Source organism: Pseudarthrobacter sp. efr-133-R2A-89 (genome assembly GCF_030209315.1).
In the GTDB taxonomy this organism is placed as follows: domain Bacteria; phylum Actinomycetota; class Actinomycetes; order Actinomycetales; family Micrococcaceae; genus Arthrobacter.
The window spans coordinates 162,522-175,773 of the sequence record NZ_JARVSE010000004.1; the positions used below are offsets into that span (position 1 = coordinate 162,522).

General features: G+C 68.5%; 12 protein-coding genes. 3 read left to right on the forward strand and 9 right to left on the reverse strand.

The window, feature by feature from the left end; all coding sequences use genetic code 11:
- Nucleotides 1-42: 42 nt before the first annotated feature.
- The gene (locus QRM95_RS08460; protein WP_285247347.1) at nucleotides 43-1,791 is read left to right on the forward strand and encodes a pyruvate dehydrogenase; all 1,749 of its coding nucleotides are present in this window, start codon (nucleotides 43-45) and stop codon (nucleotides 1,789-1,791) included.
- Nucleotides 1,792-1,903: 112 nt separating this feature from the next.
- On the opposite strand, the gene QRM95_RS08465 is transcribed toward QRM95_RS08460, so the two are convergent.
- The 8 genes from QRM95_RS08465 to QRM95_RS08500 form a co-directional block, all read right to left on the reverse strand.
- Nucleotides 1,904-2,761: a hydroxymethylpyrimidine/phosphomethylpyrimidine kinase gene (locus QRM95_RS08465; protein WP_285247348.1), complete on the reverse strand. Its 858-nt coding sequence runs from the start codon at nucleotides 2,759-2,761 to the stop codon at nucleotides 1,904-1,906.
- A gap of 219 nt (nucleotides 2,762-2,980) precedes the next feature.
- Entirely contained in the window at nucleotides 2,981-3,919 is a 939-nt protein-coding gene (locus tag QRM95_RS08470) for a hypothetical protein (RefSeq protein WP_285247349.1), read from the reverse strand.
- A gap of 167 nt (nucleotides 3,920-4,086) precedes the next feature.
- Complete coding sequence (locus QRM95_RS08475; protein WP_285247350.1) at nucleotides 4,087-4,836, reverse strand: dienelactone hydrolase family protein; 750 nt, start codon at nucleotides 4,834-4,836, stop codon at nucleotides 4,087-4,089.
- Nucleotides 4,837-4,871: 35 nt separating this feature from the next.
- Nucleotides 4,872-6,158 carry a tRNA guanosine(34) transglycosylase Tgt gene (gene tgt / locus QRM95_RS08480; RefSeq protein WP_285247351.1) on the reverse strand — a complete coding sequence of 429 codons (1,287 nt, stop codon included), beginning with the start codon at nucleotides 6,156-6,158 and terminating at the stop codon, nucleotides 4,872-4,874.
- 66 nt (nucleotides 6,159-6,224) lie between these two features.
- On the reverse strand, nucleotides 6,225-6,953 hold the full coding sequence (locus QRM95_RS08485) for an SRPBCC family protein (protein ID WP_285247352.1): 729 nt from the start codon (nucleotides 6,951-6,953) through the stop codon (nucleotides 6,225-6,227).
- Between the two features lie 72 nt (nucleotides 6,954-7,025).
- Nucleotides 7,026-8,045, reverse strand: coding sequence for a DUF6707 family protein (locus QRM95_RS08490; protein WP_285247353.1), 1,020 nt, complete (start codon nucleotides 8,043-8,045; stop codon nucleotides 7,026-7,028).
- 88 nt (nucleotides 8,046-8,133) lie between these two features.
- Entirely contained in the window at nucleotides 8,134-8,673 is a 540-nt protein-coding gene (locus QRM95_RS08495; RefSeq protein ID WP_018763774.1) for an NUDIX hydrolase family protein, read from the reverse strand.
- A 9-nt stretch (nucleotides 8,674-8,682) separates the two neighbouring features.
- A complete protein-coding gene (locus QRM95_RS08500) occupies nucleotides 8,683-9,411 on the reverse strand; it encodes a VOC family protein (protein ID WP_285247354.1) in 729 nt (242 codons plus the stop codon).
- 109 nt (nucleotides 9,412-9,520) lie between these two features.
- On the opposite strand from QRM95_RS08500, the gene QRM95_RS08505 reads away from it, so the two are divergent.
- Complete coding sequence (locus QRM95_RS08505) at nucleotides 9,521-10,123, forward strand: YdeI/OmpD-associated family protein (protein WP_285247355.1); 603 nt, start codon at nucleotides 9,521-9,523, stop codon at nucleotides 10,121-10,123.
- Between the two features lie 131 nt (nucleotides 10,124-10,254).
- Nucleotides 10,255-11,913, forward strand: a complete 1,659-nt coding sequence (locus tag QRM95_RS08510; RefSeq protein ID WP_285247356.1) for a glycoside hydrolase family 32 protein — start codon at nucleotides 10,255-10,257, stop codon at nucleotides 11,911-11,913.
- Between the two features lie 34 nt (nucleotides 11,914-11,947).
- Here QRM95_RS08510 and QRM95_RS08515 read toward each other — a convergent pair whose 3' ends face one another.
- A complete protein-coding gene (locus tag QRM95_RS08515; RefSeq protein WP_285247357.1) occupies nucleotides 11,948-13,249 on the reverse strand; it encodes a glycoside hydrolase family 76 protein in 1,302 nt (433 codons plus the stop codon).
- Between the last annotated feature and the right edge of the window lie 3 nt (nucleotides 13,250-13,252).

Consider the following 13,252-nt stretch of genomic DNA (forward strand, 5'->3'; position numbering starts at 1 on the left):
GGCCATGTCAGCACAGCACCACAAACGCGGGAGTCTGCACCCATGGCCAAGGAACTTGCCACCCAGCTCATCGAACAACTCCAGGCTGCCGGCGTGCAGCGGATCTACGGGATTGTGGGTGACAGCCTCAACCCGATCGTGGACGCCGTCCGCCAAACAGGCGGCGCGGCCAAGGGCGGCATCGACTGGATCCACGTCCGCCATGAGGAAGCCGCCGCCTTTGCCGCAGCCGCCGAAGCGCAGCTCACCGGGAAGCTCGCTGTTTGCGCCGGCTCCTGCGGCCCCGGCAACCTTCACCTCATAAACGGCCTGTACGACGCCAACCGCTCCGGCGCGCCCGTGCTGGCCATCGCCTCCCACATCCCCAGCAAGCAGATCGGCAGCAGCTTCTTCCAGGAAACCCACCCGGACCGGCTCTTCAACGAATGTTCGGTGTACTCCGAACTGGTCAGCACCGCCGAGCAGGCGCCACGGGTCATGCACAGCGCCATCCAGCACGCCGTCGGCCTCGGGGGAGTCGCCGTTGTGACCCTTCCCGGCGACATTGCCGGACTCGAGGCAACGGCACCCACCCCGCTGCCGGCCGCCTTCCGTCCCGCCAGCCTTGTCCCGGATCCGGCCAGCGTCCAGGCGCTCGCGGACGCCATCAACGACGCCGGCAAGGTGGCCATTTTCGCCGGCGCCGGTGTGGAGGGGGCGCACGCAGAGCTGATGGCGCTCGCTGAGCTGGCCAAGGCGCCGGTGGGCCACTCGCTCCGTGGCAAGGACTTCGTCCAGTACGACAACCCCTTCGACATCGGCATGACCGGCCTGCTCGGCTACGGCGCCGCCGCCGAGGGAATCGAAGACGCCGACCTGTTGATCCTCCTCGGCACGGACTTCCCGTACGACCAGTTCCTGCCCGACACCAGGACCGCGCAGGTGGACCGGGCGGCGCAGCGGCTGGGCCGGCGGACCGACGTCGACATTGCCGTCCACGGCGACGTCCTCCCCACCCTGCGGGCCCTGCTGCCGCTGGTGAAGGCCAAGAAGAGCCGCCGCTTCCTGGACCAGATGCTCAAGAAGCACGACAGGCTGATGAACAAGGCCGTTGGCGCCTACACCCGCAAGGTGGAGAAAAAGCAGCCCATCCACCCGGAGTACGCGGCCTCGCTGCTGGACCAGGTGGCGGCAGAGAACGCCATCTTCACCGCGGACACGGGCATGTGCAACGTCTGGACCGCCCGCTACATCAACCCGCTGGGCACCCGGCGGCTGATCGGGTCCTTCCTGCACGGTTCCATGGCCAACGCCCTGCCGCATGCCATCGGCGCGCAACTGGCAAACCCGGGCCGCCAGGTCATCTCGGTTTCGGGCGACGGCGGGCTGTCCATGCTGCTGGGGGAACTCATCACGCTCGCTGCCTACAAACTGCCGGTCAACGTGGTGGTCTTCAACAACTCCACTCTGGGCATGGTCAAGCTCGAGATGCTGGTGGACGGGCTGCCCGACTTCGGCGTGGACGTGCCGGACGCCAACTACGCCGCAGTGGCGCAGGCCCTGGGCTTCCACGCTGTGCGCGTGACCGATCCGGCACAGATCGAGGCAGCATACAGGGAGGCCTTCGCGCAACCCGGCCCCACCCTGGTGGAGCTGATCACCGATCCCAAGGCACTCTCCATACCGCCCAAGATCTCCGGGTCACAGGTGCTGGGGTTCGCCACCGCCATGTCCAAGGTGGTGCTGAACCGCGGTGCCGGCGAAGCCGTGAGCATGGCCCGCAGCAACCTGCGCAACATCCCGCGGCGCTAGGAACACTTCGAGTTCGCCGGAAACTGCCGGGTTCGCCGGAAACTGACCGGTTCGCCGGAAAATCCCGGCGATCTCGAGGGTTTCCGGCGAACCCGGTGCAGGCAGGCCGGATCTACCGTGCGCCGCCCTGCCAGAGCGCATCGAAAGGGGCGCCCGAGGCTACGCGGTTCCGGATCCCTGCGGTGACGAAGTCCTTGGCGGTCCGGGCAGCCTCCAGCGGGCTGGCACCCTTGGCCAGTTCCGCGGTCACGGCCGCGGCGAGCGAGCAGCCGGCACCGGAGACGGCAACCTCGCCCACCTTCGGGGCCGTGAGGACTTCCAGGGTCTCACCGTCGTAGAAGACGTCGACGGCGTCCGGGCCTTCCAGCCGCACCCCGCCCTTGGCCAGGACCGCCGCACCGCTGAGTTCGTGGATGCGGACGGCGGCGGCCTTCAGGGACTCGATGTCGGTGATCTCCAGCCCGGACAGGGACTCCGCCTCGAAGTGGTTCGGCGTCACGAAGGTTGCCAGCGGCAGGATCTGGGCTTTCAGGGCCTGGTCCGTGTCCAGCGCGTGGCCCGGTTCCTGGCCTTTGCAGATCAGCACCGGATCCAGGACCACGTTGGCGAAGCTGTTTTCCTGCAGCGCGGAGGCCACCGTGCTGATCGTTGCCGGGCTGCCCAGCATGCCGATCTTCACCGTGTCCAGCGCGGACGGTGCGCCGGACGCCGGACCATACGCCGCCGTCGTCGCCTCCAGCTGGTCAGCGATCACCTGCTGGTCCACCGGCACGAAGCGGTGGTTCCAGCTGTCCTTCGGGTCGAAGGAGACGATGCAGGTCAGGTTCGCGATGCCGAAGACGCCCAGCTCCTGGAATGTTTTCAGGTCGGCCTGGGCGCCGGCACCGCCGGTTGCCTCGGAACCTGCGATGGTGAGGACGACGGCGGGACCGGCGGCGGACAGCGTTGCATCAGTGGAAACGGAAGTCATGCCCCCATCCTGCCACCCGGCGTCGGGCGCTTTCCATGTGGTGACGTACAGGGCATCGGGACGTCGTATGGTCAGGGATCCAGCGGCTCAGAGGCTGTCAGCGCTGCGCCGGGCCCTGTCGACAGCACCACCCCAAATCGCCGGAAAGATGCCAGGTCGCCGGAAAGAACCGGCGACCTGGTCCCGTTCCGGCGATTTGGCGCTCCACCGGCGGTTTGGCTACCGCCCAAGTGCGGCCAGGACACGCGCTTTGAACTCATGTTCACGGAAGAGGTCGGCCCAGGTCAGGCGAAGGAAGGTCCAGCCATTCTCGGTGAGGGCCTTCTCGCGCTGCCGCTCCTGAAGCAGCACCTCAGCCGTTGGCCGGTAGTCGAAGTACTTCGCTTTTCCGTCGAATTCGAGTGCCACCTTTTTATCCTTCCATGCGAAATCCAGCCGGTACTGGCCGGCACGTGTTGCCACCAACACCTGGGGTTCCGGCAGGGGTAGTTTCAGCCGCGCCAGGAGTTCGCGGGTCAGTGTTTCACCGGCCGACTCCGAACGTGGGTCTGCGTGGGTAAGGGCGCGCCGGAGGGTCCGGATCCCGCGGCGCCCCTCCAGGCCATCAGCCATGCTTTCGAGGAGGGTTTTGTCGGCCCCAAGCCGGAGGGCATGATCGGTCAGCACCAGTGCCTGCCGGTAACCCAGCATCATGGCGCAATCCACTGCCGTCCGCTCCAGCGAGGTCGCCCTGAGGCCGCCGAGGGTTACCACCTCCGACGCTGTCCACGGCCGGGTATGGCCCCGGACATCCTTGCCGAGCCGCTCGCTGGAAGGGTTCCCCGGCAGCAGCAGGTGGATCGTGTCATCGACTGCCCACAGGTGCAGACCGTGCAGCCGGGCCGCAGAAGTATGGCTGTATACATAGCCGCCCGATGAGGTGGTCAGCGTCCCGTGCGCATGGGCGCCAATCAACTGCATGCTGCGGACGTGACTTGTCTGCTTCTCCCACAGCTCAGCGCGGATATAGCAGCCGTGGCGCAGGCGGACCAGCTTCCCGTGGAGGACCAATGCCTTGATTGTCCGGGAATTGAGGCCGTTCTCGTGCAGCTGCCCCGTGCGCCACAGGTTGCCGGTGCTCGGAAGGGAGGGAAGGCGGACTGGCGGCTGGGGTGTCATCCCGACAGGATCCCCCAGCGGCGGCAACTGAGGAAGGCGCCGCCGTCGTCATGTGGAAAACCTGCCCATGCCGTCCTGATGCCCCGGCTCGCCGGAACCCGTCCGGCTCGCCGCAACGCTCCGGCGATCCGGCAGCTTTCCGGCGAGTTCGACGGCGGCCGGCCGGGTCAGGCCCTCAGCGTTCCGTCCAAGAGGGCACGCAGCTCACGGAAATGGCGTTCCGTGGCCTCGGGGTGGAACGCGGACGTGTCCGCCATGGAGTACCCGTGGGGCGCCCCTTCGTAGACGACATTGGACGCCTCCAAGCCCGCGTCCCGCAGCGCGTCGCCCAAGCGGGCCACGGCGTCCGGGGCCATGCTCCTGTCGTTGTCGGCGTGGCCGAACACGAAGCGGGCCCGTGCGTTCCCCAGCCCACGGTGCGGGCTGTCCGGCTCGTCCGTGGCCAGGCCGCCGCCGTGGAAGCCACCGCAGGCTGCCACTACCTCGGGGTGCGCAGTGGCGGTCCGGACGGCAAGTCGGGCGCCCATGCAGTAGCCGGTGGTTCCGATGGGGCCGGGGGCAACGCCGTCGAGTCCGGCCAGCGCGGCAACCCACGCATCGATGTCCGGCAGCGCCTTGTCCGACGTCAGGTGGCCGACCCGCGGGAACGCCGCCTTGCCGGCCGCCTCCCGGCCCCCCTGGGTGGACATGTCAACGGCCGGGGCCAGCTGCTCCACGGTTCCGTCACGGTAGAAGACGTTGGGCGCAAGCACCACGTAGCCCCAGTCCGCGATGCGCTGGGCCATCTCCTCGATGCGGGGGCGCAGGCCAAAGGCGTCCATGTAGAGGATCACGCCGGGGAACGGGCCGGTTCCGCTGGACGGACGGACGACAAGGGCTTCGGCAGGGCCTGCTGCGGCCTGGATCTCAATGAGCATCTGGTCAGGATAGCGGAGGCTGCCGGGAGCAACGCTCAGGAGTAGTACCGGCTCAGGGTTTCCGCCTTGAAGTCGAAGAACGTGCCGGACTCGATGGCCAGCCGCGCATCGTCCACCATCTTCACCACGAACCGCTCGTTGTGGATGGAGATGAGGGTGGCGGACACCATTTCCTTGGCCTTGAACAGGTGGTGGATGTATGCCCGGGAGTAGTTGGCACACGCGTAGCAGTCGCAGCCTTCCTGCAAGGGCCCGAAATCGCGCTTGTATTTGGCGCCGGAAAGGTTGAACCGGCCGTAGGGCGTGTAGAAGGCGGAGTTCCGGGCCACGCGGGTGGGGGAGACGCAGTCGAACGTGTCGGCGCCGTTTTCGATGGCAGTAAAGATGTCGTCGGGCTCGGAGATCCCCAGCAGGTGGCGCGGCTTGTCCTCCGGCAGTTCCTCGTTGCACCAGCGCACGATCGTGCCCAGGTTTTCCTTCTCCAGCGCACCGCCGATGCCGAAGCCGTCGAACGGCATGGCCCCGAGGTCCCGGCACGCCTTTCGGCGCAGGTCCTCGTACTGTGCCCCCTGGATCACGCCGAACAGGGCCTGGTACGGCTTGCCCGCGCGGTCCTCCGTCAGGCGGAAGTGCTCCTCGATGCACCGCACCGCCCACAGCCGGGTGCGCTCCAGGGACTCTTCCTGGTAGCGGCGGGAGTTCTGCAAGGTGGTGAGCTCGTCGAACGCGAACATGATGTCCGCGCCGATCTGGTGCTGGACCTGCATGGAGATCTCGGGGGAGAACCGGTGGCGGTCGCCATTCAGGTGGGACTTGAACCAGACGCCGTCGTCGTCGATGTGCGCCAGGCGCTCCTTGCCGGGGGCCACGGCATCATCAGGCCCGGAAGTATCCACGGACTTCATGTCGATGACCTTCTTGAACCCGGACCCCAGGCTCATCACCTGGAAACCGCCGGAGTCCGTGAACGTGGGACCGGACCAGTTCATGAAGGCGCCCAGGCCGCCGGCCTCGTCCAGGATGTCCGGGCCGGGCTGAAGGTACAGGTGGTAGGCGTTGGCCAGCAGGGCCTGCGCGCCCAGGTCCGCCATCGATTCCGGCAGTACCGCCTTGACCGTTGCCTTGGTGCCGACGGCGATGAACGCCGGCGTCTGGATCTCGCCGTGCGGGGTGGTGATGGTGCCGGTGCGGCCCAGGAACTTCCCGCCGTTTTCCTCCTCTTGGGCCGCCGACGGCGGGCAGGAGTCCGCCAGCCGCGTGCCCACGGTGAAGGAGAATTGCGATTGGGTTTCAGGCAGGGCGAAGGCAGGGTTGGCAGGCACCACACCAGTCTGCCAGCAAACCTCACGACGCCGGCAACCGGGCCCGGGCAGGCCGGCGGCGGAGCGTCAGCTGGCTGGGTCCGTCCCGGGGTAGTTGGCCTCCCGCCACGAATCCCAGGCGGAACGCACGGCGTCGAAGGCTCCGGCGCCAAGGTCGTAGGTGGAAACCACCACCAGCGAACCGTCACCCTCCGCACGGATGTCCTTGATGGCAGGGTGGTCCGCAACCACCAGCAGCCCTTCGCCGTGTTCGGCGTAACCGTGCACGGTGAGGCCCACCTGGTGGCTGGTCCGGTACCAGACCTTCCCGCTGATTTCCTCCCCGGTATCCAAGGTGACCTGGTACGGCTCGCCCGGGGCCGGGAGGTCCTTCAGCCCGAGTTTTTCGATGGCCGAACCCTTCCCGTCCGTCAGATGCAGGAACAGGGTGTGCCGCTTGCCGTGCGGATGGCGTTCCAGGGCGAAGCGGAGCTGCTGCAGGAACGTCAGCCACCCCTGGGTGATGTCCTCGTCCCAGGCCGCCCACTCGGAATCGTGGTCCAGCGCCCCGCGCGTGACGCTGACCCTGGTACCTTCCGGCACCGGGTGGAGTTCGAACGTGTCCCCGCCGTGCACCGTCAGGCTGGTGTGGTCCGCGGATTCCTGTTCGTCGCCGGAGAAGTAGATCTGCTTGATCTCGGACTCCAGGTCCTCGGCCTGCCAGCCGTGCCACTGGGCCACCTTGGACGGTTCACGCAGCATGGTCCAGACCTGCGGCGCGTCGGCGTTGATCACTACGCTGAGATTGTTCGTCATAGCCCCGAATGTACAACTCCGGCTACGCCCCGGGTAGGGGGAATTTTTACCGCCGGAGGGGCACCGCCGGGCTCAGGCGCGGACTGCCTCGAGCTCGTTGCTGATGCGCCGTTCAAGTTCGGTCATGCCGATGGTTTCCGAGCCGCCGTGGGCTCGCAGGAACAGCAGGGACTCCAGCCGGAGGAGCCGCCATTCGCGTTCTGCGTCGTGGTTGGAGTTGTCGATCGAGCGGAAGATTTCCTTGTCGTACAGGTTGGGCTCGTTGAGTGAACGCTGCCGAACCTTGGCGGCCATGCGCGCCTTGAACGGATCCGTTTCCTGGTTTTCAGGGGTACGGATCAGTTTCTCGTAAACCTCGGCTCGTTTGTCCTGGCCGTCCTGCCGGCAGATGTAGCTGGCCAGTGCCAGGGACGCTTCCACGGAAGTCCACCGGCCCGGGTTGCCGTCGTAGGGCAGCACGGTGAGGAGGTCCGCGACGGACAGCGCGGCGTCTGCGTCCTTGAGCGTGACGAACAGTTCGTGCGCGAGGTCGCTGAGGTCCTTCAGGCAGCTGCCGGACTTGAAGTTGACGCCTTTGGACAGCCGGTCGGCCAGGAGCAGGACACCCTCCGCATCAGGGTGCGCTTCCGCGGCGGCTTCCACCACGGATTCGGGCGTGCCGTCCGGTGCCGGGATGAGCGCGAGCTCCTCCTCGCTGGGCCCGTTCACAGCGGGCGGCGCGGGCGGCAGCGGGGGAAGGACGACGGCGGGCGCCACCGAAAGGGGGCCCGTCCCGGCGGCCGGCTGGGCCGGCACGGCCGCTGCCTCGGCCAAGGGCGCGGCCTCAGGAAGGTCCGCCGGCAGCGGAAGCTGCGTGACGTCGTCGTGCGCTCCATCCACAACGGTGACCGTGGCGCCCACGGCGACCCTCAGCGTTCCGCCGCCGGAAAGGCTCGCCAGCACCAAGGCCGGGGAGCCGTAGTCGTCCCGCTCAAGCTCCACCTGGTCGATTTCGGCGGTGCGGTGGCCGTCCGGAAGGAGGATGTGGGTGCCGGTGGTCAGAGATCCAGCCTGCTGTTCACGGTGGTGCCTGGCGGCTGGTGTTTCGGTCATGGGAGTCCTTAAGTTCTCTTGCGGTCCGCCCTACAGTCTACAAAGGAGGGCACCTAAAACCGGGGACCCCCACGTCCCGGCGGGGATGTCAGAAGCCCACGCCTGCGAATGCCAGTGCCTGCCGGATGAGGCCGCCGCGGCCGCCGGAAAACTCCATCTGGACGCCCGGGCTGAGCACTTCCTCCGGGGTCATCCAGGTCAGTTCCAGGGCGTCCTGGCGGGGTTCGCACTCGCCCGTGACCGGGATGATGTACGCCAGCGACACGGCGTGTTGCCGCTCGTCGGTGAACCCCGTCTGGGACGGTGCCGGAAAGTATTCGGCCACCGTGAACGGCACCGGGCTGAGGGGAAGCTGGGGGAAGGCGAGGGGGCCCAGGTCCTTTTCCATGTGCCGCAGCAGTGCGGCGCGGATGGTCTCGCGGTAGATGACCCGGCCGGACACCAGGGAGCGCACCATGGTCCCGTCGGCATCGGCCTGCAGCAGCGTTCCCACCTCGTTGACGTAGCCCAGCGGGTCCAGCCTGACCGGAACTGCCTCCACGTACACCATGGGCAGCCGCCCGCGCGCCTCAAAGAGGTCTTCTTCGGAGAGCCAGCCGGGATTCGGGTCAGGTGTGCGCACGTTCATGGTTAAGTTCTACCCCATGGGGCGGCGCTCCGAGATCCAGACGGTGGCGGGCGCGTTGGGGCTGCCCGCGTCCGGATTGGCCACGTGGAGGGTGCTCCCGAAGGCCTCCTCGGTGACGCTGGCCGGGAAACCGGCTCCAGCGAGGCGCTCCCGCAACGGTTCCAGCGGGCCGCCGTACTCGAAGCCCAGGCCGGAGCGGGACGGCCCGGACGCCGCCCGGACCAGCAGGACGCCGCCGTTCTTGGCCGTGAAGTCGGCGGTTTCGTCGTCGTCGGGCACGGGCCGGGGGCGGGCGCCGATATGCAGCATGGTGCGGACGGCGGCTTCCGGATCTGCGGTGTACCAGACGGCGACGACGGCCAGGGCGGGGTCGGCGTCGGCGCACTGGGCGCCGTGGACGGCCTTGTCGGCCAGGAAGCTGAAGCCGTCCGGCGCGCTGATGCGGCAGGCTTCGCCGTGGTCGGCGGTGACCAGTTCGGCCGGCAGGGTTGCCTCTTCCTGTGCCGAGTCGTTGGTGCGGCGGGCGAATTCGGCGACGTCGCCTACTTCCACCGCAAAGAGGGTGCGGCCGTCGCGGTCCGAACCGGCCCCGGCCGGGTGCAGCGCCAGGCGGCCCGACGCGGAATCGAAAACTTGCCAGCCGTCGTCGTCCTCCGTCCTCACCATGCCCAGGACGGTTAGGAGCTGCGTCCAGGACTCGGTGCGGGACGTGAAATGGACGGGGCGGACTCGGAGCATGGCGTTGTCCTTGGGGCTGGATGGCGTGCGGCTGTATGGCCATGATGCCACGTGGCCGGCCGGTGCGCAGGGGGCTTGTGGCAGGGCATTTTCCCGGCAGAATGGGGCCATGGCTGATGACCTCGAGGAACTGCTGGTGCCCGACGCCGCCGCCTGGCGCGCCTGGCTGGAAGCGAACCACAGCACCAGCCCCGGCGTCTGGCTGGTGCTGCACAAGAAGGGCGGCACGGTGACCGGCCTTGACTATCCGGCGGCCCTGGATGAGGCCCTGTGCTTTGGCTGGATCGATGGGCAGCTCCGGCGCCGCGATGATGAAAGCCTGTTCCAGCGGATGACACCCCGGCGCCCCAGGAGCATTTGGTCCGCCCGGAACGTGGGACATATCGCCCGGCTGGAGGAAGCGGGCAAAATGACCGACGCCGGCAGGGCGGCAGTTGCCGCGGCCAAGGCGGACGGCCGCTGGGAGGCAGCCTACGGCGGCCAGGCCGATGTGGAGGTGCCCCCGGACCTTGCGGCAGCGATCGCCGCGAACCCGGCAGCACAGGAGATGTTCGATGTCCTGACCAAGACCAACCTGTTCGCCCTGGTGTTCCGGACCAACACCGCCAAGCAGGCAGCCACCCGGGAACGCCGGATCGCCGGGTTCGTGGAGATGCTGGCACGGGGCGAGACGCCGTATCCGCAAAAGAAGCGCCCCGCAGGCCGGGACTAGCGGCTCCCGCATGACGCGCCGGATTCGGCTCCGTACGGCCTGCCGGGTAAAATTGACGGTTCACTTGCGCTGGTGCCGTTCCCCGACCCGGGGGACGGCACTTGTGCGTTCAGCGACGGATCGATGACCCCATGCTCCCCAAAATTTTCGGACCCGCGTATGCCTCCCTTCGGCGCCGCCCCCTTCTGTGGGCGGCCGCAGCCGTGGCCGTGCTCCTGGTGGCGGCGGCCCTGGTGGTCGCCGGGAACACCCGGACGGTCGAAGGACAGCACGGCGGTACGGCATCCACGGCACCGCCAGCATCCACGGCACCCCCAGGGCCGCAGGCGCCGCCGGCTGACCAAGGCGGCTACCGGCCTGCCTACCACCTCACCCCGGACCAGCGCTGGATGAACGATCCCCAGCGGCCCTTCTACCTGGATGGCCTCTGGCACTACTACTACCTCTACAACGCCGACTATCCGGAGGGGAACGGCACCGAGTGGTTCCACGCCACCAGCACCGATCTGGTGCACTGGGAGAACCGGGGCGTGGCCATCCCCAAGTTCCGCAACGGACTGGGGGACATCGAGACCGGCTCCGCCGTGGTGGACACGGAAGGTACCGCGGGCTTTGGCAAGGGGGCGGTCATCGCCGTGCTCACCCAGCAGCTCGACGGCGTGCAGCGCCAGTCCCTCTTCTACTCCACGGACCAGGGCTACAGCTTCCAAAGCTACGGACAGAACCCGGTGATGGAAAACCCCGGCGCGGAGCACTGGCGGGACCCGCGCATTGTCCGCGACGACGCCAACAACCAGTGGCTCATGCTCCTGGCAGAGGGCCACAAGATCGGGTTCTATACCTCCCCCGACCTTAAGCGGTGGACCTATGTGTCCGGATTCGAGCAGGACGGTCTGGGAATCCTGGAATGCCCGGACTTCTTCCAAATGGACATCGACGGCGACCCCGCCAAACGCACCTGGGTCCTGGCCGCGAGCGCCAACGGTTCCAAGGAAGGCCGCACCACCGGGCTGGCCTACTGGACCGGCGGGTTCGACGGCAAGGCCTTCACGGCGGACGGCGGCCACCGGTGGCTCGACGGCGGGGCGGACTTCTACGCGGCCGTCACCTGGGATGATCCGCGCCAAAGCGATGGCCAGCGGAAGGCATCCCGGCACGCCATTGGCTGGATGAACAACTGGGCCTACGCCCGGCAATTGCCGACCGACGGCTGGTTCGGGGCCGCCTCGGTGGTCCGCGACATCCGGCTCACGTCCGGCGCCGGCCGCCCCGCCTTGGTACAGTCGCCCACCCCGGCGCTCCAGTCCCTGGAAGGGGCGCCGGTCCAGGTGCCCGCCGGCCCGGTCCGGGATGCCCGGACCCTTCCCATCCCGGACAGCGGAGTGTTCAAGGCGGACGTCGAGCTGGAAGAACCCGCGGACGGCACCGGGAAAGCCACCCTGCTCCTGCAAAGCGGTGGCACCACCTACGCCACCATCGGCTACGACTTCGCCGCCGGCCGGGCCTTCATTACCCGGGACGGGGACGCCGTGGCCGGCGGCCAGGGGAAGGAGCCCTCCGAGGGCAGTGGCGAGTACCGCCAGCCCCGCTCGGTGGAAGCACGCCCCGCCGGCGGGACCGTGAAGCTGACAGCCTACGTGGACCGGTCCTCCGTGGAGGTCTTCGTGGACGGACAGTCCCTGACGTCCCTCATGTTCCCGCCGGCAGGTCCGAAAGCGGTCCAGCTGGCCGCCGACGTGCCCCTGACGCTCAAAGCCGGCACGGTCACGCCGCTGTCCGGTATCCGCTGAGCGCAGGTCCCGCCGGGTTGGCCGGCCGTGCCTGTCAGGTGGCCGGGCCGGCAGCCATGACCGTGGCCGCTGCCTCCAGCGTCATCCAGGCCTGCAGCTGGGTGGCGAGCTCCACCGGCGCTCCCGGCGGATAGGTCCGGTCCGAGGGTTGGCAGGCGTGTACGGAGAAGATGCTCCTGCCGGCCAGGGGCGCCTTTGCTTCACCGGCGCCCACCGGCCGCCGTCCGGCCCAGAACGCCTCGGCGGTGTCCAGCACCAACGCAGCGGCTGTGGCGCGGGCGGTCGCGGGTAGCCGCCGGTCTGCCGCCGCAAGCGCGAGGTACCGGCAGAGGATCCCGGTGAAGAGGCCGCCGTCGCCCGTTCCTTCGCAGCGCAGCACCGTTGCGGCGGCAGCGTTGCCGCCGGCTGCCGGGACGGTCAGCAGCCGCTGCACGGAGTCCACCAGGGCGGTGGCCCGGGCAAGGTTGGCGTCGCCGCCCAGTTCCAGGAGGGCACCCAGGACCGGGCCTTGGTTGTAGGTGTACAGCGACCGTTCCACCAGCACATCCCCGGCAGGACCCAGCCGTGCACCGTCGAGGTAGAGTCCCTGGCCCTGGTCGAAGAGGGTGGCGTCCAGCCAGTCCAGCAGCGTCTGTGCCGTGCCGCGCCGGCCGGTGCGGGCATAGAACAACGCCACAGGTGCCGTGGCCGGGGTGTTCTTGAAGTCGCGCTTCTTGCTCCAGAACGTCCCCCCGCCCAAATCGTCGGTGCAGGCGGAGTCGAACTGCAGGGCCAATGCGGAACGCACCCGGGCGTTGCGCCGGCGTCCCGGCCGCTGCGCTTCTTCTGCGAGCCTGTCCAGCCGCAGGGTCGCCAGGGCCAGCCATGCCATGTCGTCGTAGTAGCTGTTCACGAGCGTCAGGGCATTGCGGAGCCTCATGCCGGTGACCAGCCGTGAGGCCAGATGCCCCGCGCTGGGCTGGTCCGGCCCGTTGAACCGCACCGCAGGGGTGGCTCCGCCGGCCAGTTCCCGCAGGCCTGTGTCCACCAGGCAGTCCACGTAATGCGCCTGCCACCAGTAGTGCCAAGGGAGCAGCAGTCCCGCGGCGGGCCTTGCGCGGCGGAGCGCGGCGAGCCACCGATCGCGCGGCGGCCTGGCGGGTTCTTGCCCCGCAACGGGTTCTTGCCCCGCCGCGGGGGAGCCCTTCCCAGCCGGGTGCCTGCCCTGCCACACGACGGCGGCGAGATGGGTTCCGGGCAGGAACAACAGGTTCCGGCCGAACAGCCCGGTCACGGAGCGGGCGGCGTGGTCCGCACGGTCCTGCCAGGTGGCCAAGGAGGTGCTGCTGGAGGTCATGCC

What these genes read in the sequence shown, in the direction of transcription:
- QRM95_RS08475 (WP_285247350.1), bottom strand. Translation starts at nt 4,836, where the DNA reads ATGCTCATTGAGATCCAGGCCGCAGCAGGCCCTGCCGAAGCCCTTGTC.
- QRM95_RS08465 (WP_285247348.1), bottom strand. Translation starts at nt 2,761, where the DNA reads ATGACTTCCGTTTCCACTGATGCAACGCTGTCCGCCGCCGGTCCCGCC.
- QRM95_RS08505 (WP_285247355.1), top strand. Translation starts at nt 9,521, where the DNA reads ATGGCTGATGACCTCGAGGAACTGCTGGTGCCCGACGCCGCCGCCTGG.
- QRM95_RS08460 (WP_285247347.1), top strand. Translation starts at nt 43, where the DNA reads ATGGCCAAGGAACTTGCCACCCAGCTCATCGAACAACTCCAGGCTGCC.
- QRM95_RS08470 (WP_285247349.1), bottom strand. Translation starts at nt 3,919, where the DNA reads ATGACACCCCAGCCGCCAGTCCGCCTTCCCTCCCTTCCGAGCACCGGC.
- QRM95_RS08500 (WP_285247354.1), bottom strand. Translation starts at nt 9,411, where the DNA reads ATGCTCCGAGTCCGCCCCGTCCATTTCACGTCCCGCACCGAGTCCTGG.
- QRM95_RS08495 (WP_018763774.1), bottom strand. Translation starts at nt 8,673, where the DNA reads ATGAACGTGCGCACACCTGACCCGAATCCCGGCTGGCTCTCCGAAGAA.
- QRM95_RS08485 (WP_285247352.1), bottom strand. Translation starts at nt 6,953, where the DNA reads ATGACGAACAATCTCAGCGTAGTGATCAACGCCGACGCGCCGCAGGTC.
- QRM95_RS08510 (WP_285247356.1), top strand. Translation starts at nt 10,255, where the DNA reads ATGCTCCCCAAAATTTTCGGACCCGCGTATGCCTCCCTTCGGCGCCGC.
- QRM95_RS08515 (WP_285247357.1), bottom strand. Translation starts at nt 13,249, where the DNA reads ATGACCTCCAGCAGCACCTCCTTGGCCACCTGGCAGGACCGTGCGGAC.
- QRM95_RS08490 (WP_285247353.1), bottom strand. Translation starts at nt 8,045, where the DNA reads ATGACCGAAACACCAGCCGCCAGGCACCACCGTGAACAGCAGGCTGGA.